The sequence below is a fragment of the Stenotrophomonas sp. SMYL86 genome, from assembly GCF_036320025.1.
Lineage (GTDB): Bacteria > Pseudomonadota > Gammaproteobacteria > Xanthomonadales > Xanthomonadaceae > Stenotrophomonas > Stenotrophomonas maltophilia_A.
The window spans coordinates 1-19,364 of record NZ_JAWIRU010000010.1; the positions used below are offsets into that span (position 1 = coordinate 1).

Sequence of the window (19,364 nt, forward strand, 5' to 3'; positions counted from 1 at the left end):
GGTCCGGTTGCGGGGGTGTAAGCGCCATGGATGGCGCGCCCAAGCCTCCAGGGACGGATTCACGGCGTCCCCCGCAACCGGACCCACCCCGCCATCCCACGGAATGCCGCTGTTGCTGTTGCTCCGGCTGTTGCCTTCGAGGTTGCCGGCCAGCGGCCGGCACTACCGCAGGTGCAGGGCGCAGCCCTGCCGAACCCCTTACACTCCAGAAGGATTTCCCTGCTGGAGAGAGCAATGAAACGAGTAGTGCTGGGCGTGCTGGCCCTGTCGGTGTCGAGCGCACTGATGGCGGCTACCCCGAAATTCGATGGCGCGCGGATCTCCGCCGACGTCAAGGAACTGGCCTCCGACGCCTACGAAGGCCGCTCCCCGGCCACCGTCGGCGAAGAGAAGACCATCGCCTTCCTCAGCAAGCAGTTCGCCGACGCCGGCCTGCAGCCGGGCGGTGACCTCAAGGATGGCAAGCGCCTGTGGACCCAGGCCGTGCCGCTGCGCAAGGGCGACATCGTCGGCGCACCGCAGCTGGCGCTGCACCAGGGCGGCAAGACCGTTGCGCTGGAACAGGGCAAGCAGATCGCCGTGCGCGCTGCCATGAACGGCGCCAGCAACGTCGACATCAGCAAGGCCCCGCTGGTGTTCCTCGGCTACGGCGTGAAGGCCCCGGAGCGCAACTGGGACGACTTCAAGGGCGTGGACCTGAAGGGCAAGATCGCCGTCGTGCTGATCAACGACCCGGACTTCGAGACCGGCCAGGGTGATTTCGACGGCAAGGGCATGACCTACTACGGCCGTTGGACCTACAAGTACGAAGAAGGCGCCCGCCAGGGGGCGCTGGGCGTGCTGATCGTGCACGAGACCGCACCGGCGTCGTACGGCTGGGCCACCGTGGCCGGTTCCAACACCAACACCATGTTCGATGTGGTGCGCGACAACCCGGCCGACAGCCACCCGCTGCTGGAAGGCTGGATCCAGCGCGACCTGGCCGTGGAGCTGTTCCGCTCGGCCGGGCAGGACTTCGAGGCGCTGAAGAAGAAGGCGCAGCAGCGCGACTTCACCCCGGTGCCGCTGACCGGCGCCAGCCTGGACGCGAAGTACGCGGTGAAGACCGAAGTGATCACCTCGCACAACGTGGCCGCGCGCCTGGAAGGCAGCAGCCACCCGGACGAGACCATCGTCTACAGCGCGCACTGGGACCACATCGGCGTGGGCGAGCCCGACGCACGTGGCGACCGGATCTTCAATGGCGCTCTGGACAACGCCAGTGGCACCGCATCGCTGATCGAACTGGCCCGTGGCTTCGCCAAGGCCAAGCGCCCGCAGCGTTCGCTGCTGTTCCTGGCGGTCACCGCCGAGGAAAAGGGCCTGCTGGGTTCGGAGTACTACGCCACCCATCCGCTGTATCCGCTGGAAAAGACCGTGGCGGTGATCAACATGGATGGCATGGCGCCGTTCGGGCCGTCGCGTGATTTCGGCATCTACGGTGCCGCGCGCTTCGAGCTGCTGGACCAGCTGAAGGACGTGGCCAAGGGCTGGGATATCCGCTACACGCCGGACCCGAAGCCGGAAGCGGGCCTGTTCTTCCGCTCCGATCACTTCCCGTTCGCCAAGCGTGGCGTGCCGGCACTGTCCTGGTCGGCCGGCCAGGACTGGGTGGACGGTGGCGTGGCCGCAGGCAAGAAGGCCTCCGAGGACTACACCGCCAAGCGCTACCACCAGCAGGGCGACGAGTGGCAGCCGGACTGGGTGTTCGCCGGTGCCGCCCGCGACCTGGAAGTGCTGTACACGCTGGGCAACCAGCTGGCCAACTCGCGCAGCTGGCCGAACTGGAGCAAGGACGAATCGTTCCGCGCCGTGCGTGACGCCAGCGCCGACCAGCGCAAGTAAGGGAATGCGCCGGCTTCGCCCGGCGCCTCCCGGGTAGTGCCGGCCGCTGGCCGGCAACCTTGTGATGCTTGTGGAGGTCATGGGGAGCCGGCCAGCGGCCGGCTCTACCAGAATGGCTTCCATCCCCGCTTTCCGGCCCTTCGTCGCAACCCGCTTGTTTGCCCGGCGGGCCGCCCTATGCTCGGCTCACCCCCTTCCTCCAAGGCGCCGCCGTGTTCGCCAGCCTCTCTCTCCTGCTTCGTCACCTGCTGGCCTGGGCTGCGGCGCTGTTCGTCGCCGGCATGGTCTGGAGCGGCATTTTCAGCGGCATGAACGACGGCCCTGGCTGGGTGTTCGGGCTGCTGGTGATGTTCCTGATGATTTCCGCGCTGGGCAGCGCGATTACCCATGTACGCCGCGTCTGGCTGGTCGCCGGCCGGCTGGATTCGACCACGCTCTCCGGCCGCCAGCGCCGCCAGGTGGAACTGCCGATGGATGCCGGCCAGGCATTCTCGGTGGTGGAAGCGGCCATCGCTGAACTGCCGCGCGTTGAAGACGTGGAAAGTTCGGCCGGCAGCCTGCAGGTGCGGGCCTACGTGCGCCGCGTGGATGCCTGGAACGGCCGCCAGCCATCGCGCTGGAACCTGCCGGCACGGCTGGCGATCAAGCGCAACAGCGTGCTGGCGACGGTCACGCCGGGGCAGGGCACCAGTACCGTCACCCTGTTGTTTGAGCCGGATGCCGGCTGGTGGGCCGACCTGCTGGCACTGGATGAGGGCAGCAACTTCGAGAACGCCGAAGCGGTCACCCGCGCGATCAGCCGCCGTGTTGCCGACCAGCGTCGCGACGAGCAGGCCGCGGCCGAGCAGACCCAGGTGGAAAAGGAGCTGTCGGTGGCCCGGTTGAACCTGCTGCACGCGCAGGTGGAACCGCACTTCCTCTACAACACGCTGGCCAACGCGCAGGTGCTGACCCGCACCGACCCGGCACGTGCCGACCAGATGCTGGGCCACCTGATCCAGTACCTGCGCAGCTCGTTGCCACAGGTGGACGAATCGCTGTCCACGCTGGGCGTGGAGCTGGAGCGCACCCGTGCCTACCTGGAGATCCTGCGTATCCGCATGGGCGCACGGCTGGGGGTGGAGGTGCAGGTACCGAACGAACTGCACGGCGTGCAGCTGCCGGCGATGGCGTTGCAGACGCTGGTGGAGAACGCGATCAAGCATGGCCTGGAACCGAAGCCCGGCGGTGGCACGATCTGGATCCTGGCGCGTGGCTTCGATGACCATGTAACGGTGACGGTGGCCGACGATGGCCTCGGCTTCGGCCAGGGCACCAGCGGTACCGGCATCGGCCTGAAGAACCTGCGCGAGCGCCTGCGCCTGACCTGCGGCGAACAGGCCGGCGTGGCGATCGTCGCCAACTTCCCCAGCGGCGTGGCCGCGACCATGACCCTGCCGCAGTCGAGCAAGGAGCGCAGCCATGCCGCTTGAGGCGCTCATTGCCGAAGACGAGGAACTGCTGCGGCAGTCGCTGGTCGAGCAGCTGGGCCGGTTGTGGCCGGACCTGAAGCTGGTGGCCGAGTGCGAGGATGGCGCCAGTGCGCTGGAACAGCTGGCCGAGAAACAGCCGGACATCGCCTTCCTCGATATCCGCATGCCCGGCATCAGTGGCATTGAAGTGGCCCGTTCGCTGTCCGAACTGAGCCCGCGCACCCAGGTGGTGTTCGTTACCGCCTACGACCAGTACGCCATCGACGCGTTCGAGCAGGGTGCGATGGACTACCTGCTGAAGCCGGTCAGCGATGAGCGCCTGCTGGCCACGCGCGAACGCATCCTGTCGCGGCTGCCATCAACGCGCCAGGACGATGCCGTACTCGAACGCCTGCTTCAGCGCCTGGGGCCGTCGCAGAGGGCGGCAGAGCGCCCGCCCTTGGCCTGGATCACCGCCAGCAACGGCCGCGAGACGCAGCTGATCATGCTGGAAGACGTGGCCTACTTCCGTGCTGACAACAAGTACACCACCGTGATGACCGTGGCCGGTGAGAGCCTGCTGCGCACACCGTTGCGCGAGCTGCTGGAAGTGCTCGATCCGCAGCACTTCCGCCAGATCCATCGCTCGACCATCGTCAACATGAAGGCGGTGGCAGCGGTCAGCCGCGACGATACCGGGCGCGGGGTGCTGCGCCTGCGTGGGCGTACGGAGACGCTGGTGGTCAGCCAACCCTTCATGAGCCTGTTCCGCGGCATGTAGCCGCACCCTGGAGGCACCATGCGCCTGTTCCTGTTTGCCTGCGTTGCTGCGCTGTCATTGGCCGGCTGCGAGAAGTCCAGCGAAACCTCGATCACCCGTACCAATGCCAACGGCGTGGACACGCTGTACAGCAAACGCACCGTGGTCGATGGCGAGGCGCGGTTCCAGTGCATCGCCAGCAGCAGTGGCCACTGCCACTACGTGGTGCTGGACCCTGCATGCAGCAGCGGGGCCGCGTGTGCCACGCCGCCGTTGCGTCGGTTCGCGGTGGCGGTGGGAAAGACCGAGGCGATGCGTGACCTGCCCAGGGGCTTCCACCAATGCGTCAGCCAGGACCCGATAGAACAATGCCACCGTGAGTGATCACGGTGGCATTGTGGGTCCCCCCGCTTCCCTGAAGGGTCAGTAGGCAGGTTGCAGTGTCAGGTCGTGGTGGTGCTCGTTCTCACCCACATGGTTCAGGCGGCCGACCAGTTCGGAGTGCTGCTTCATGCGCCCGATCTCGGTCATGATGCGGATGTCCTCATGGCGCAGTTCGCGCCGGGCGGTGACCGCCTGCTTGTAGTCCAGCACTTCCGGATAGTGCTCGGCCAGGTCCAGCGCCTCGGCCACGTGTTCGACACTGTCGGCCTTGGAGCTGATGCGGGCACGGCTGTTGAAGGCCTTCATCCAGCGCTCGAAACCGGCGGTGCGGTCGAACATGTTGGCCATGAACCAGATCACGAACAGGATCGAGATCCATGAGCCGAACACCACGACCACGCGGGTGAAGGTGATGTGGTAATCGTCGCGCCACAGGTAGTTGGTGATCAGCCCGAGGATCAGCAGCGAGGCCGCCTGCCAGCCGACGATCGAGGCGATCAGCCATTGGCACTTGGCCTGGGCCAGCACAGCCACTTCATCGCGGATCTGCTGCTCGCTGAGGCTGCGCCAGTGCGCGACCTGTTTTTCGAACGGGCTGCTGTAGAGCTCGTTGTCGCGAAGCAGTAGTCCCAAACCCTTGAACAAAGCAATCATGGCTGGCTCCTTGTGGAACGTGCGTCGATCAGCGTTGGACGGTGTGGCGGGTTCAGTTCTAGCACTTCCAGCGAGCCGTGCAATGGGCGCAATGCCTAGCGGCGTAAGGGTTTTGTCTGAATGGGTGAATGTTGTTGCATCGCAACATCATGGTCGCAGCCTGCGACAGGATGTCGCAGGGTGAAACGTGCTGCGGCTGCACATGAAACCGTGGCTGAGCGCGGAGACTCGCCGTCGGCGTCGTGATCGCCCAGAATCGGGGCCGACCGCGCAACCTGCGGCCGCTCTTCCGCCTTTCCTGGACCTGTGATGCCGGCTCTGCTGCAGCGACTTTCCCGCCCCGTCACCGCGCCTATCCGGCGCTGGGTACTGGAGGCCTTCCCGCGTGGCCAGAGCGGCATCGATTACGACCACCCGCTGGGAGACCCGGGCTGGTTCGGCCCGGACAGCGTCACCTGGCGGCTGCATGCGGAATTCCCGTCGATGCTGGCCGGTGGCCTGTGCGCACTGATGCTGCAGACCCTGCACCCGCGCGCACTGGCCGGGGTCTACGACCATTCCAACTTCCGGCAGGACCTGGTGGGCCGCCTGCGCCGCACCACCGCCTTCGTTGCCGGCACCAGCTATGCGCCCCGCGGCGAGGTGGAGGCGCTGGTGGCCAAGGTACGCCGCATCCATGCGCAGATCCGCGGCCAGACCGCACAGGGCGAGACCTATGCTGCCGATGATCCGCAACTGCTGACCTGGGTGCATGTGACCGAAGCCTTCGGTTTCCTGCAAGGCTTCCGCCGCTACGGGCGCGAGGTGCCGGCGCACATCGCCGATCGCTACTACGACGAGTACCGCTGCGTGGCCGAGGCACTGGGTGCGGTGGATGTGCCGCGCAGTGAAGCGGAAGTGGCCGCGTACTTCTGCGCGCGGCAGCCGGAACTGCGCGTCGACGAACGCTCGCGCGAAGTGCTGGAGGTGTTGTCCGGCGTGCGCTTGCCGGTACCGGTGCCGGGCCTGTCGCGCGAAGTGTTCCTCGGCGCCGGTGCGGCGCTGCTGCCGGATTGGGCCGAGGGCATGCTGGAACGCAATGCGCGCCAGCGCGCACAAGCTGCAGCGTCGGCGAAGCTGATGCAGGGCATGGCGCCGCTGTTCCGCCGCGCGCTGCCCGATGGCCTGGCCAGCCGCGCCTGCACGCGCATGGGCGTGCCGGTGGCGGTGTTGCGCGGGTGGCCCGAACTGCTCCGGTAGCTGCCGACCTTGGTCGGCACGCATTTCGCGCGGTGCCGCAGAAGCGCCAACCAAGGTTGGCCTCTACCAGAGCGGATTCCGCAGTAGGTGGATCTACTGACACCATGGTTCTGGTAGCTGCCGACCTTGGTCGGCACGCATTTCGCGCGGTGCCGCAGAAGCGCCAACCAGGGGTGGCCTCTACCAGAGCGGATTCCGCAGTAGATCCACGCCATGCGTGGATGGGCTTCATCCGGCCGACTTCAACCCACGCAACAGCATCTCCAGCGCCGCCGTCGCCTGCTGCAGGCGCGCGTCGCCATCCTCGCCCTCGGCGATCCAGAACGCGGCCTCGGCCAGGCTGCCGTAGATCAGCGACGCCAGCGCCTGCGCATCCACCGGCGCCACCGCACCCTGGGTGATCAGCTGCTCGATCAGGCGCTGCATCGAGTTCACGCAGTGCCGCTGCGATTCCGGTGAGGCGCCACCCAGTACCGCGCGCGCATCGCGCAGCACGATGCGCTGGATCTCCGGCTCCAGTGCCATCTCCAGATAGGCGCGGCAACGCTGCACGAAGCCGTCCCAGGCATCATCCGCGCCATCGCTGATCGCCTGCAGACGCAGGTCGGTCTCGGCATCGAGCTGGGCGACGACAGCCGCCAGCAGACCCTTCTTGTCGCCGAAGTGGTGGTACAGCGCGCCGCGGGTCAGCCCGGCCTGGGCGGTCAGGTCGTCCATCGAGGTGGCGGCATAGCCATGCGCGCTGAACACCCGACGGGCGGTGGCCAGCAGGGTGGCGCGGGTTTCTTCCATCTCGGCGCGGGTGCGACGAACCATCCGGAGCTCCTTACATACACAGTGCATGATTATTTACATACGGTACGTATGAATGTAGCCTCTTATTCATACGCTCTGTATGTATTGTCGTGGCGCCCGGTGCGCCAGGCAAGTCACTGCCCTGGAGAACCTGATGGCCACCCCCTATCGCGACCTGTTCGCGGCCCCCGGCACCGCCGGCCTCGCCCTGGCCGGGCTGCTGGCACGCCTTCCTCTACCGATGACCGGTATCGGCATCATCACCCTGCTGTCCCAGCTGCGCGGCAGCTATGCACTGGCCGGTGCGGTGTCGGCCACCTTCGTGCTGACCTACGCGTTGCTGTCGCCGCAGGTATCGCGCTGGGTCGACCGGCGCGGGCAGGGCAGGGTGCTGCCGTGGGCCACCGCGGCCAGTGCGGCCGGGTTGCTGTTGCTGCTTGCGTGCACGCTGCTGGCCGCGCCGGACTGGACGCTGTTCATTGCGGCGATGCTGGCCGGTTGCATGCCCAGCGTGTCGGCGATGGTGCGCGCGCGCTGGACCGCGATCCATCGCGGGCGCCCGCAGCTGCAGACCGCGTATTCGCTGGAGACCGTGTTCGACGAGGTGACCTTCATCGCCGGGCCACCGTTGTCCGTCGGGTTGTCGGTGGCGGTATGGCCGCAGGCCGGCGTGCTGGCCGCCGCCCTGCTGCTGGTGCTCGGGGTGACCGCACTGGTTCTGCAACGCGGTACCGAACCACCGCTGCAGCGCTGCGAAGGCGCAACACCCTCGCGCTCGCTGCTGCGGCAAGCGGAGATCCGCCTGCTGGCGTTGCTGATGCTGGCGATGGGTGTGATTGTCGGTACCGTCGACATCACCAGCGTGGCCTTCGCCGAACAGCGCGGGCAGCCACTGGCTGCCAGTTGGGTGCTGTCGGCCTATGCGCTGGGCAGCTGCACGGCGGGCCTGCTGTTTGGTGCGCTGAAGCTGCAGATCCCGTTGCCGCGCCTGTTGCTGACCGGAGCAGCGGCCACTGCATTGGCCACGCTACCGCTGCTGTGGGTCGGCAGCCTGCCTGCCCTGGCCGTTGCCGTGCTGCTGGCCGGGGTGTTCTTCGCGCCGACGATGATCGTTGCGATGTCGCTGGTCGAACAGTACGTGCCCGAATCGCGCCTGACCGAAGGCATGACCTGGTTGCTGGCCGGATTGAACATCGGCGTGGCGCTGGGCGCGGCACTGTCCGGGCAGGGTGTCGATGCGGGGGGCGTGCGCAGCGGTTTTGCTGTTGCGCTGGTGGCAGGCGGTGGCGTGCTGCTGTTCGCCGTGCTCGCGCAACGTGCACTGCGCCCGTCTGCCTCGACCACATCCCCTGAAGGAATCGTCCCGTGAGCGCTTCATCGCCTGCGCACGCCGCGACTGTGCCTCGTCATCCATGGTGGTCGGTTTCCGCCGTCGGCCTCGCCACGTTCTCGGTGGTCACCACCGAAATGCTGCCGGTCGGCCTGCTGACCCCGATCGCCGAAGATCTCGGCGCGTCCACCGGCACCGCCGGCCTGATGATCTCGCTGCCGGCCCTGCTGGCGGCAGTGTTCGCACCGCTGGTGGTGATCGCAGCCGGTGGCATTGATCGCCGTCGCATCCTGTGCGCGCTGCTTGCGCTCCTGCTGGTCGCCAACCTCGCCTCGGCGCTGGCACCGGGCATCGGCTGGCTGTTGGCCGCACGGGTGCTGGTGGGGTTCTGCATGGGCGGCATCTGGGCCATCGCCGGCGGTCTGGCTGCGCGCCTGGTGCCGGTTGACCGCATCGGCCTGGCTACCTCGATCATCTTCGGCGGCGTGGCCGCAGCGTCGGTGCTGGGTGTTCCGTTGGGCGCGCTGATCGGGGATGCATTGGGTTGGCGCAGCGCCTTTGCAGCGATGGCGTTGTTCAGTGCGGCGGTGATGCTGCTGCATCTGCGGGTGGTTCCTGCGTTACCTGTAAGTACATCGGTGCGGCTGCGGCAGTTCGTGCAGCAGCTTGGCCAGCGTGACCTGCGGCGTGGCCTGTGGCTGACCGTGCTGCTGGTGTCCGGGCACTTCATCGCCTTCACCTACGTGCGGCCGCTGCTGACGTCCGTCTCGGGCGTGGAGGCGTCCTGGATCGGTGCACTGCTGTTTGCCTACGGCCTGGCCGGCATCGCCGGCAACTTCATCGCCGGGCCGCTGGCAGCACGCCATCCGCGCGGTACGTTGCTGGCGATCGCATCGGGCCTGCTGCTGACGCCGCTGCTGTTGCTGTGGCTGGGTGGCACGCCGAGCGGTGGCATTGCGGTGCTGCTGCTATGGGGCCTGGCCTATGGCGGCGTATCGGTGGGCCTGATGAGCTGGATGATGAAAGCGGTGCCGCAGGCCGTGGAGATCGCCACCGCCCTGTATGTAGGCGTGTTCAATATCGGCATCGCGCTTGGCGCGTGGGGCGGTGGACGGCTGCTGGATGGTGTCGGGCCGTACGCCACGCTTTGGGCTGCTGCGGTGTTGGCTGCGAGCGCTCTGCTGATGGTTGCCACCACCCGCAGGTAGATCCACGCCATGCGTGGATTCCTGCCCCGTGCCAACCAAGGTTGGCACCCACCAGAGCGGGGCATTTGCCAACCAGGGTTGGCAGCTACCAGGAAATGAAACGGGCGCCTTTTGGCGCCCGTTCCGGTTACATCACCACACCTTGACCCGCTTGTCCGGGGCCAGGTACAGCTTCTGGCCTTCCTTCACTTCGAACGCCGGGTACCAGGCGTCGATGTTGCGCACGGTGAGTGCGCGGAACTGGCCCGGTGCATGCACATCGGTCAGCAGCGAGTTGCGCAGCGCCTGCTCGCGGCTCTTGCTGCGCCACGCCTGGGCGAAGCCGAGGAAGAAGCGCTGGTCGGGGGTGAAGCCTTCCAGGGTCTGGCCCGGCTTGCCCTGCAGCGACAGCTGGTAGGCATCGTAGGCGGTACCCAGGCCAGCCACGTCGGCGATGTTCTCGCCCAGGGTCAGCTTGCCGTTCACATGCACGCCCGGGAACGGCTCGTAGCTGCTGAACTGTGCGGCCAGCGCATCACCAGCGGCGTTGAACTGCTTCAGGTCTTCAGCGGTCCACCAGTTGTGCAGCTTGCCGGTCTCGTCGAACAGCGCACCGGCGTTGTCGAAGCCGTGGCTGATCTCATGGCCGATCACTGCGCCGATGGCGCCGTAGTTCACCGCGTCGTCGGCAGCACCGTCGAAGAACGGCGGCTGCAGGATCGCGGCCGGGAACACCAGGCGGTTCTCCAGCGGCACGTTCATCGCGTTGATGGTCTGCGGCAGCATCGCCCACTCGCTGTGGTCGACCGCCTTGCCCAGCTTGGCGATGTTGCGCTGGTACTCGAACAGTTCGGCGCGCTGCGCATTGCCCAGCGCGTCATCACGGCGGATCTCCAGGCCGGTGTAATCACGCCACTTTTCCGGGTAACCCATGCCCACGGTCAGCCCGGCCACCTTGGCCTTGGCGCTGGCCTTGGTCTGCGGCGACATCCACGCGAGCGCGTCGATGCGCTTGGCGAAGGCGGCGATGATGTTCTTCGCCATCTCGTCCGCGCGTTCCTTGGTCTTGGCGTCGAAGTGCTTCTCGACGTAACGCTTGCCGATCGCTTCGCCGATGGCATGGTTGGCGTCGTCCACTGCACGCTTCCAGCGGTCGCTCTGCTGCGGCGTGCCGCTCAGCGTGGTGCCGTGGAAGGCGAAGCGGGCATCGGCGAATTTCTTCGGCAGGTAGGCAGCGGCGCGGTCCAGCGCGTGGAAGGCCAGGTAATCCTTCCAGACATCCAGCGGCTCGGTGGCGACCAGCTTGGACAGGCCGGCCACCGCCTTGGGTTGCCAGACGATGAAGTCCTGCTGCTTGCCCAGCGCAGCCGCGTCGAGGAAGGCGTTCCAGTCCATGCCCGGCGCCTTGGCATTGAAGTCGGCCTGGGTCCAGGGATTGGCACCCTTGGTCACATCATTGGTTTCTTCCTGGGTGGCGTGCGCCTGCGCGATCTTCGTCTCCAGCGCGAGGATGCGCTGCGCCTTGCCCGCCGGATCGGCGACACCGGCCAGCTGCAGCATCTGTGCGATGTAGGCCTGGTACTGCTTGCGCAGCTCGGCCATGCGGCCGCCGCCCAGGTAGAAGTCACGGTCGGGCATGCCCAGGCCGCCCTGCACCAGGTAGGGCGCGTTGCGGTCCGGCTGCAGCAGGTCCACCGACACCCACAGGCCGAACAGGCGGTCGGTGTAGAAGTTGGTCGCATTGAGCAGGTCGACGTCGGCGCGCATCTCGCCGCCGAGGGCTCGGGCCAACCCGGCCTTGTCGGCGATCGCATCGATGGCCTTCAGCTGCGGCTGCACCGGCGCGATGCCGTGCTGCTCGATGCCGGCTTCGTCCATGTAGGCGGCGTAGTAGTCGCCGATCAGCTTGTCGTCACCGCTGGCCTGGGTGTTGCCGGCGGCGCCTTCGAGAATGGCGCGGGTGTCGGCCAGGGTCTTCTCGGCGATGACGTTGAAGCTGCCGAAGCGCGAGCGGTCGGCCGGGATCTCGGTGTTCTTCACCCAGGTGCCGTTGGCGAAGCCGAAGAAATCATCGCCGGCGTTGATGCTGCGGTCCATGCCGCTGGCATCGAAGCCGAAGCTGCCCAGCATCGGCTTGGCGGCCGCAGGTGCGGCATCGGCCGGCGCGGCGGTGCCGGCAGCCGGATCGGCCGGGCGGTCGCAGGCGGCCAGGGACAGGCTGGCAACGATGGCCAGTGCCAGGGTGGGACGGCGCAGCTTGGACATGGACTTCTCTTGCAGCGGAAAACCCCAAGTCTAATCCGCTCCGCCCCGGCTGGCCCTCCCGTAGTGCCGCCCGCCCTGTGCGGGATCTGGCTGAACGCGCGGAAGCGATCTTCACGCCGTCACCGGTGTGGTGCATGCTGGCCTCAGGAGCCCTGCGCGGACACGGGGAGGTGGCCATGCGGGGGCGGGTCAGGCGTCAAGAATGGCGTCCGCCGGCCGTTGAGGTCGGGGATGTGGAGGATTCGTTCGCGCATGAAGCCAGCCGACTGCACAAGGAAGACCAACCGATGCCCGCGCTGAAACGGGCGTTGGCCCGGCCGCTGCGCGCCATTACCTGGGGCGGGGTATTGCTGGGCATTCTGCTGGTGGCCGGGTTGACCACCATGCTGGCCAACGACCATCACCGCCGGCTGGAGGCCGCACAGCGCCAGAGCCGTGCACTGGCGGTGGGCAGCGAGCGCCTGCTGGCGCTGGAGCTGCGCAACCTGGAGCGGGCGATGTCCGGCATCGCCGCCGATGCCGTTGAAGTGTTCCGCAGCGTGCCCGCGCAGGCGCCGGCGCTGCTTGATGCCTCCATCGGCGGCGTGCTGCGCCGGCATGCCGAGCTGCACAGCATCGTGGTGCTGGACAGCTATGGCCGCGCCCTGACGGCCGGCAAAGGTGACCTGAACCTGCCGCTGTGGACCGATCCGCAGCGCCGCGGCCTGGGCAGTTCGCTGTACATCGGCCCGCCGCTGCGCGCCAGCGACGGTGGCTGGGTGGTGCCGCTGGCGCTGCCGATGGCCGGTGACCGCTGGTTGCTGGCGCGGCTGCGCTGCGGCGAACTGCAGCGCATCATCGGCGGCCTCGATGTTGGCCCGAACGGGCTGGTTTCGATCAGCGATGCGGAAGGCTACATGCTGGCCCGCGTACCGGACCCGCACGGCACGGTCGGCCGACGCTACGATCTCCCGCATCGCGACCTGCTCGGCAAGCAGGCCGTGGTCGAGCTGGGCAGCCTGCCGGGCGCGGTCGATGGTGTGCAGCGCATCATCACCATCAGCACGCTGGAGCGCAGCCCGCTGGCGGTGCAGGTCGGGTTGGCCGATGAGGACGTGCTGGCGCCATGGTGGCCCTACCTGCAGGCGTCAGTAGCGATCGTGCTGGCCTACGTCGGGGTGCTGCTGGTCCTGCTGTACGCGGTGCGCCGCAGCACCCGCCGCCAGCAGTCGATGGCGGAGGAACTGAAGACCGGGCATGCCGAGCTGCGCCTGGCCCACCAGGTCGGGCGCGTCTGCACCTGGTACGTGGACGAGGATGCCGCACTGTTGCGCTGGTCACCGCTGGCGCGTGAGATCTTCGGCGTGCAGACCGATGCGCTGCCGGTGGCCGATTTCTTCGCGCGCGTGCATCGTGATGATGCAGCGCGCCTGCAGCAGGCCTTCGACCAGGCCTTCGCCGGTGGCGCGGTGCTCGACCAGGTGTTCCGCCTGGTGCTGCCCGGAGGCGCAGTGCGCTGGGTGGGTGCACGCGGGCAGCGGGTGGAGGTGGCCGACAGCGAGCGCCGCATGATCGGTGCGCTGACCGACCTGAGCGAACGCTACCAGGCCCGCGAGCAGATGAGCGAAGTGGAACGCCGCTTCCGCCTGTTGTTCGACCGCAATCCAGCGCCGTTCTGGGTGTTCGATCCGGATACGCTGCGCTTCATCGAGGTCAACGATGCCGCCGTGCGCCAGTACGGCTACAGCCGCGAGGAATTCCTGGCGATGAGCATCCTCGACATCCGCCCGCGCGAAGGCTGGGACGAGGTGAAGGGTGCGATCGCCAAGGCCCGTGTCGGCGAGCTGCAGGATGCCACCGTGCGCCTGCACCGGCGCAAGGACGGCAGTGTGTTCGAAGTGCGCGCACACCTGTCCAGGCTCGATTTCGATGGCCAGCCCGCCTGCCTGGTGCTGGCCGAGGATGTGAGCGAACGGCTGGCCTACGAGCGCGACCTGGCCTACCAGGCGCGGCACAACCCGGCCACCGGCCTGCTCAACGTGCGCGCGCTGACCGAACAGCTGGACGAGCACGATGCGGGCTACACCATTGCGTTCGTGCAGTTGCGCGGACTGCAGCTGGTGGCCGACACGCTGGGCCGCGAGATCGGCGATGCGGTGCTGCAGTCGATGGCGACCCGGCTCGGTGGCCTGGGCGCGCGCTGCGGCACGCTGGCATTCCAGCCGGCGGAGGACTTCGTGTTCGCCATCGGTGCCGAGCACGATACCCAGCGCGTGCTGGACGACCTGCTGCAGATCGTGTCGGCGCCGATGCGCGGCAAGGATTCGCTGCACCAGTTCGAGCCGCGCATCGGCGTGGCCGTGCACATTGCCGGCGACGGCCACAGCGCCGAGCAGGTGATCGGCATGGCCGCACAGGCCGCGCATGCCGCGCGCGCCGAAGGCAATGTGGTGGTCTGGTTCGACGCGGCGGTGACCACGCGGTTGGCCGACCGCCTGCGCCTGGCCGGACGCATCCACGCCGCCATCGACAACGAGTTCCAGCTGTATTTCCAGCCGATCCGGCACGCCAGCGATGGCAGCCCGGCCGCGCTGGAGGCTCTGCTGCGCTGGCCGCAGGCCGATGGCAGCTTCATCCCGCCCAACGAGTTCATCCAGCTGTGTGAGGACACCGGGCTGATCCTGGCGCTGGGCCGCTGGGTGATCCGTGCGGCGGCGAAGGCGCAGCGCCGGCTGGTCGAGGCCGGTTGGGGCGAGCTGCCGATCGCGGTCAATGTATCGGCGGTGCAGTTCTTCAACAGCGACCTGGTGGCCGAGTTCACCCGCGCGCAGCAGGAGTTCGGCCTGGCCCGCGGCGCGCTGCACGTGGAGCTGACCGAGAGCAGCCTGATGCGCAAGCCGGCGCAGGCGATGCAGACCATGCAGCGCCTGCACGAGCAGGGCATCAGCGTGTCGCTGGATGACTTCGGTACCGGCTATTCCAGCATGTCCTACCTGCAGCACCTGCCACTGGACATCCTGAAGATCGACCGCAGCTTCGTCGCCGACGTGGAAACCAACCCACGCAATGCCTCGATCTGCCGCGCGCTGCTGTCGCTGGGCCACAGCATGGGCCTGACCATCATCGCCGAGGGCGTGGAAACGCCGGGGCAGTTGGACTGGCTGGCTGCGCACGGCTGCGACCAGGTGCAGGGTTACCTGCTCGGGCGGCCGGCGCCGCTGGAACGGATCATCGAGGCGCTGGATGAGGTTGCCGCCTAAGTGGTAGTGCCGGCCGCTGGCCGGCATTCGCCCAGGACCGGGATGTGTCTGATTGCCGGCCAGCGGCCGGCACTACCGGCAAGCGCCAGATTCGGCTACACCCCGGCCTCCACCAGATGGTCGATGAAACTGCGCACCTTCGGTGCCAGATGGCTGCGGCTGGTATAGACCGCGAAGATGCCGATCGGCGAGGCCTCCCATTCGGGCAGGATGCGCACCAGGCGGCCATCGGCCAGCGCGTCTTCCAGCAGGAAATCGGGCTGCAGGATCACGCCCATGCCGGCGATTGCTGCTTCGCGCAGCACGTCGCCGTTGTTGGCGTGCAGCAGGCTGCTCACCGCCACCTTCACTTCGCCGCCCGGCCCCTGCAGCGGCCAATGGTCGCCGGCGGCCCAGTAGCTGTAGCTCAGGCAGGCGTGTGCTTGCAGCTCCTGCGGCGTCTGTGGCGTACCGCGTGCGGCCAAGTAGGCCGGCGCGGCGCACAGGCTCACCCGCGATTCGCCCAGACGTCGCGCGATCAACGTCGGCCCTGGCTCGCGGGTGATGCGAATGGCGACGTCGTAGCCTTCCTCGACCATGTCCACCAGCCGGTCGGACAGGGCCAGGTCCAGTTCCACCTGCGGGAAGCGTTCGCGGTAGCTGGCCAGCAGCGGGCCGAGGCGGGCGATGCCCCAGCTGACCGGTGCGTTGATGCGCAGCGTGCCGGAGGGCTCCAGCGCCTGCGCGCCGATGCTGGCCTCCAGCGCGTCGAACTCGGCCAGCAGGCGCACGCACTGGGCGTAGTAGGCGGCACCGGCACTGGTCGGGCTGACCCGGCGCGTGGTGCGGTGGAGCAGGCGGGTGGACAGGCGCTTTTCCAGCGCGGCGACCTGGCGGGTGACGCCGGCAGTGGACATATCCAGGGCCTGGGCGGCGGCACTGAAGCCGTTGCGCTCGACCACCGCCACGAACACGCGCATCGCCTCGAGGGTGTCCATTGTTGCGCCTTTTGAAATAAATACGGTCAATCCATCGTATTTATTGGTCCACGAAGGCGCAATAACCTGTGCCCACTCCCTTCAAGGTGTTTCCCCATGCACACCACGACCGCTCCTGTTTCGCCGCTGGCCCCGTACGGCGCCACCCTGCTGCGCCTGGCCCTGGGCGTGCTGTTCCTGGTCCATGCGCTGACCAAGCTGCTGGTATTCACCCCGGCCGGCACGGCGGCGTTCTTCGAGTCGCTGGGCCTGCCCGGCGTGCTCGGCTACCTCACCATCGGCGTCGAGCTGGTGATCACCGTCGCGCTCCTGCTGGGCATCTACGCACGCTGGGTGGGCCTTGTCGGTGTGCCGCTGCTGCTGGGCACCATCGTCACCGTGCACGGCGCCAACGGCTTCGGTTTCGCCAATGCCGGCGGCGGCTGGGAATACCCGGCGTTCTGGGCACTGGCGCTGGTAGTGCTGTTCCTGGTCGGCGATGGCAAGTGGACCCTGCGTTCGCGCTGATCGCCGCCTGATCCTGCAACTGGAGAATTTCATGTCCCGCCTGCCTTCGCTGTACATCTCGCATGGTTCGCCGATGACCGCCCTGCATCCGGGCCAGGTTGGCGTGCGCCTGGCCGAGCTGGCGCGCGACCTGCCGACACCGCGCGCCATCGTGATGGCCTCGGCGCACTGGCTGGGCCGGCAGCCGCTGGTCGGCGCGCATCCGCAGCCACCGACCATCCATGACTTCGGCGGCTTCCCGCGCGCGCTGTTTGAACTGCAGTACCCGGCGCCGGGCGATCCGGCGCTGGCCGAAGAGGTGGCCGGCCGCATCGCCGCCGCTGGCCTGCCGGTGGCACTCGACCCGCAGCGTGGCCTCGACCACGGTGCCTGGGTGCCGCTGCGGCTGCTGCGCCCGCAGGCCGACATCCCGGTGGTGCCGCTGTCGATCCAGCCGATGCTCGGCCCCGAGCACCAGTTCGCGCTGGGCCGCGCGCTGGCGCCGCTGCGCGATCAGGGCGTGCTGCTGGTCGGCTCGGGTAGCATCACCCACAACCTGCACGACTGGGGGGACTACCAGGACGGCAAGGAAGCGCCGTACGTGCGGCCCTTCATCGAGTGGGTGGAGCAGCGCCTGGCCGCCAATGACCGCCAGGCCCTGTTGGATTACCGCAGGCAGGCGCCATTCGCCGAACGTGCGCACCCGACCGACGAGCACCTGCTGCCGTTGTTTTTCGCGATGGGCGCGGCCGGCGACGGCGGCTTCGGTGCACGCCGCATCGACGCCGGTATCGATGCTGGCTTCCTCGCCATGGATCTGTACCGCTTCGACGGGGCATGAGCCGGGGCTGACGCGCGGCGGCCCCGGCCGTCGCGGTCATGGCCGCATGTGGTAGTTTTTTCCGGGTTTCCGGCGCTGGCTTGCGAGCCTCCCCGCGCGCCGCTTCCTGGAAGAAGCATGCATACCATTGAAGTCGTCCTGGCGATGCTGGTGGCCGTTGTCGCCAGCGGCTACCTGGTTCGTGTCCTGCCGTTCTCGTTGCCGCTGCCGCTGGTGCAGATCGGCCTGGGTGCGGTCATCGCCGGCGTGTTCAACCGCGGCCACGCGCTGGAGCCGGAGGTGTTCTTCCTGCTGTTCCTGCCGCCGCTGCTGTTCCTGGATGGCTGGCGTATTCCCAAACAGGGCCTGTTCCGCGACAAGGGCGCGATCCTCGAGTTGGCGTTCGGCCTGGTGGTGTTCACCGTCATCGGCGCCGGCTTCCTCATCCACTGGCTGATTCCAGTGATGCCGCTGGCGGTGTGCTTCGCGCTGGCGGCCATCGTGTCGCCGACCGACCCGGTGGCGGTCGGGGCGATCGCCTCCAAGGCGCCGATTCCCAAGCGCCTGATGCACATCCTTGAGGGCGAGTCGCTGCTGAACGATGCCTCGGGCCTGGTCTGCTTCCGCTTCGCGGTGGCGGCAGTGATGACCGGCACCTTCTCGCTGGCCACCGCCTCGCTGACCTTCGTGTGGGTGGCGGTGGCCGGCCTTGCTGTGGGCGTGGCAGTGACGCTGGGTGTGTCCACCTTCCAGCGCTGGCTGTGGCGTCGCTTCGGCGAAGAGCCGGGCGCGGCGATGCTGGTCAACCTGCTGATTCCATTCGCGGCCTACCTGCTGGCCGAAGAGATCCATGCCTCAGGCATCCTCGCCGCGGTCGCCGCCGGTATCGCGATGAGCTATGTCGAGCTGACCGGACGCGTCTCCGGCAGCATGCGCGTGCAGCGCGCCGGGGTCTGGAACATGCTGCAGTTCAGCTTCAACGGCATCATGTTCGTGCTGCTGGGCGAGCAGCTGCCGGGCATTGTCGAACGCGCCACCACCACCATGAACGAGACCGGCCACCAGAGTGCGTGGTGGCTGCTGGTGTATGTGGTGGTGATCAATCTGGCACTGGTCGTGCTGCGCCTGCTGTGGGTGTGGCTGTCGCTGCGCTGGAACCTGCTGCGCGCGCGTCGTCGCGGCCTGGAGCGGGGCGAGGCGCCGAACTGGCGCATCGTGGTGGCGACCTCGGTGGCCGGCGTGCGCGGTGCGATCACCCTGGCCGGCGTGTTGACCCTGCCGCTGTTCCTGCCCGACGGCAGTGCATTCCCGGCGCGTGACCTGGTGATCTTCCTGGCCGCGTCGGTGATCCTGTTCTCGCTGCTGGGCGCCAGCATCGCGCTGCCGCGGCTGTTGAAAGGCCTGCAGCTGCCGTCCGATTCGGGTGAGCGCAAGGAAGAGGACCTGGCGCGCCGGCTGTCGTCGAAGGCGGCGCTGGCCGGGGTCGAGCGCATGCGCCAGCAGATGGTGATGAACCAGAACACCGAGAACGTGCAGCTGTACAACGATGCCGCCTCGCGGGTCAGCCTGCTGTACCAGCGCCACCTGGAGAAGGACAGCGACGGGCCCGACGTGGACCCGGAGAAGGTGCGGCGCATGGAACTGGGTTACCGCCAGCTGCGCAGCGCCGGCCTCAATGCCGAGCGCGAGGAGCTGTTCCGGCTGACCCGGCGCGGGGTGATCTCTGACGAGATCTCACGGCGCCTGATCCGCAACCTGGACCTGCTGGAATCGCGCAAGCGCGAGTGACGCCGAATGTAGAGTCGAGCCATGCTCGACTGCTCTTGCCCCAGGCGTCATGAACCCGGGACGGGAAGCACGCGGGCCGGGGGCGCCGCTACACAAGCCGGGTAT

General features: G+C 67.8%; 15 protein-coding genes. 11 read left to right on the forward strand and 4 right to left on the reverse strand.

Annotated elements, in window-relative coordinates:
* Positions 1-234: 234 nt before the first annotated feature.
* From V3B64_RS12305 to V3B64_RS12320, 4 genes are all read left to right on the forward strand, one after another.
* Positions 235-1,884 (forward strand): M28 family metallopeptidase, encoded by a 1,650-nt coding sequence (locus V3B64_RS12305; protein ID WP_329914197.1) that lies wholly within the window; start codon positions 235-237, stop codon positions 1,882-1,884.
* A 212-nt stretch (positions 1,885-2,096) separates the two neighbouring features.
* A complete protein-coding gene (locus V3B64_RS12310) occupies positions 2,097-3,356 on the forward strand; it encodes a histidine kinase (protein ID WP_049398329.1) in 1,260 nt (419 codons plus the stop codon).
* Complete coding sequence (locus tag V3B64_RS12315) at positions 3,346-4,116, forward strand: LytTR family DNA-binding domain-containing protein (protein ID WP_329914198.1); 771 nt, start codon at positions 3,346-3,348, stop codon at positions 4,114-4,116. The genes V3B64_RS12310 and V3B64_RS12315 overlap by 11 nt, the downstream gene beginning before the upstream one ends.
* A gap of 18 nt (positions 4,117-4,134) precedes the next feature.
* The gene (locus tag V3B64_RS12320) at positions 4,135-4,479 is read left to right on the forward strand and encodes a hypothetical protein (RefSeq protein ID WP_032128762.1); all 345 of its coding nucleotides are present in this window, start codon (positions 4,135-4,137) and stop codon (positions 4,477-4,479) included.
* A 39-nt stretch (positions 4,480-4,518) separates the two neighbouring features.
* Here V3B64_RS12320 and V3B64_RS12325 read toward each other — a convergent pair whose 3' ends face one another.
* Positions 4,519-5,133, reverse strand: a complete 615-nt coding sequence (locus tag V3B64_RS12325; protein ID WP_004153965.1) for a hypothetical protein — start codon at positions 5,131-5,133, stop codon at positions 4,519-4,521.
* A gap of 309 nt (positions 5,134-5,442) precedes the next feature.
* Here V3B64_RS12325 and V3B64_RS12330 point away from each other — a divergent pair, with 309 nt between their 5' ends.
* The gene (locus V3B64_RS12330) at positions 5,443-6,372 is read left to right on the forward strand and encodes an oxygenase MpaB family protein (protein ID WP_121504785.1); all 930 of its coding nucleotides are present in this window, start codon (positions 5,443-5,445) and stop codon (positions 6,370-6,372) included.
* 228 nt (positions 6,373-6,600) lie between these two features.
* On the opposite strand, the gene V3B64_RS12335 is transcribed toward V3B64_RS12330, so the two are convergent.
* Positions 6,601-7,188 (reverse strand): TetR family transcriptional regulator, encoded by a 588-nt coding sequence (locus V3B64_RS12335; protein WP_329914199.1) that lies wholly within the window; start codon positions 7,186-7,188, stop codon positions 6,601-6,603.
* A 133-nt stretch (positions 7,189-7,321) separates the two neighbouring features.
* Between V3B64_RS12335 and V3B64_RS12340 the strand changes: the two genes are divergently transcribed.
* The gene (locus V3B64_RS12340) at positions 7,322-8,536 is read left to right on the forward strand and encodes an MFS transporter (protein ID WP_329914200.1); all 1,215 of its coding nucleotides are present in this window, start codon (positions 7,322-7,324) and stop codon (positions 8,534-8,536) included.
* Complete coding sequence (locus V3B64_RS12345; RefSeq protein WP_329914201.1) at positions 8,533-9,705, forward strand: MFS transporter; 1,173 nt, start codon at positions 8,533-8,535, stop codon at positions 9,703-9,705. Before V3B64_RS12340 ends, V3B64_RS12345 begins: the two co-directional genes overlap by 4 nt.
* 132 nt (positions 9,706-9,837) lie before the next feature.
* Here V3B64_RS12345 and V3B64_RS12350 read toward each other — a convergent pair whose 3' ends face one another.
* Positions 9,838-11,949, reverse strand: coding sequence for a M13 family metallopeptidase (locus V3B64_RS12350; protein ID WP_329914202.1), 2,112 nt, complete (start codon positions 11,947-11,949; stop codon positions 9,838-9,840).
* A gap of 176 nt (positions 11,950-12,125) precedes the next feature.
* On the opposite strand from V3B64_RS12350, the gene V3B64_RS12355 reads away from it, so the two are divergent.
* Positions 12,126-15,188: an EAL domain-containing protein gene (locus tag V3B64_RS12355; protein WP_121504789.1), complete on the forward strand. Its 3,063-nt coding sequence runs from the start codon at positions 12,126-12,128 to the stop codon at positions 15,186-15,188.
* A 95-nt stretch (positions 15,189-15,283) separates the two neighbouring features.
* Here V3B64_RS12355 and V3B64_RS12360 read toward each other — a convergent pair whose 3' ends face one another.
* On the reverse strand, positions 15,284-16,165 hold the full coding sequence (locus tag V3B64_RS12360) for a LysR family transcriptional regulator (protein WP_049424802.1): 882 nt from the start codon (positions 16,163-16,165) through the stop codon (positions 15,284-15,286).
* Positions 16,166-16,261: 96 nt separating this feature from the next.
* Between V3B64_RS12360 and V3B64_RS12365 the strand changes: the two genes are divergently transcribed.
* The 3 genes from V3B64_RS12365 (at position 16,262) to V3B64_RS12375 (ending at position 19,259) form a co-directional block, all read left to right on the forward strand.
* On the forward strand, positions 16,262-16,672 hold the full coding sequence (locus V3B64_RS12365) for a DoxX family protein (protein WP_075675478.1): 411 nt from the start codon (positions 16,262-16,264) through the stop codon (positions 16,670-16,672).
* A 31-nt stretch (positions 16,673-16,703) separates the two neighbouring features.
* Positions 16,704-17,492, forward strand: a complete 789-nt coding sequence (locus V3B64_RS12370; RefSeq protein WP_329914203.1) for a class III extradiol ring-cleavage dioxygenase — start codon at positions 16,704-16,706, stop codon at positions 17,490-17,492.
* 117 nt (positions 17,493-17,609) lie between these two features.
* Positions 17,610-19,259, forward strand: a complete 1,650-nt coding sequence (locus V3B64_RS12375; RefSeq protein ID WP_032128751.1) for a Na+/H+ antiporter — start codon at positions 17,610-17,612, stop codon at positions 19,257-19,259.
* Positions 19,260-19,364 lie beyond the last annotated feature (105 nt).

Coding starts and splice junctions, on each gene's coding strand:
- V3B64_RS12305 (WP_329914197.1), top strand. CDS start 235: ATGAAACGAGTAGTGCTGGGCGTGCTGGCCCTGTCGGTGTCGAGCGCA.
- V3B64_RS12315 (WP_329914198.1), top strand. CDS start 3,346: ATGCCGCTTGAGGCGCTCATTGCCGAAGACGAGGAACTGCTGCGGCAG.
- V3B64_RS12360 (WP_049424802.1), bottom strand. CDS start 16,165: ATGGACACCCTCGAGGCGATGCGCGTGTTCGTGGCGGTGGTCGAGCGC.
- V3B64_RS12370 (WP_329914203.1), top strand. CDS start 16,704: ATGTCCCGCCTGCCTTCGCTGTACATCTCGCATGGTTCGCCGATGACC.
- V3B64_RS12340 (WP_329914200.1), top strand. CDS start 7,322: ATGGCCACCCCCTATCGCGACCTGTTCGCGGCCCCCGGCACCGCCGGC.
- V3B64_RS12350 (WP_329914202.1), bottom strand. CDS start 11,949: ATGTCCAAGCTGCGCCGTCCCACCCTGGCACTGGCCATCGTTGCCAGC.
- V3B64_RS12330 (WP_121504785.1), top strand. CDS start 5,443: ATGCCGGCTCTGCTGCAGCGACTTTCCCGCCCCGTCACCGCGCCTATC.
- V3B64_RS12325 (WP_004153965.1), bottom strand. CDS start 5,133: ATGATTGCTTTGTTCAAGGGTTTGGGACTACTGCTTCGCGACAACGAG.
- V3B64_RS12365 (WP_075675478.1), top strand. CDS start 16,262: ATGCACACCACGACCGCTCCTGTTTCGCCGCTGGCCCCGTACGGCGCC.
- V3B64_RS12320 (WP_032128762.1), top strand. CDS start 4,135: ATGCGCCTGTTCCTGTTTGCCTGCGTTGCTGCGCTGTCATTGGCCGGC.
- V3B64_RS12335 (WP_329914199.1), bottom strand. CDS start 7,188: ATGGTTCGTCGCACCCGCGCCGAGATGGAAGAAACCCGCGCCACCCTG.
- V3B64_RS12355 (WP_121504789.1), top strand. CDS start 12,126: ATGCGGGGGCGGGTCAGGCGTCAAGAATGGCGTCCGCCGGCCGTTGAG.
- V3B64_RS12375 (WP_032128751.1), top strand. CDS start 17,610: ATGCATACCATTGAAGTCGTCCTGGCGATGCTGGTGGCCGTTGTCGCC.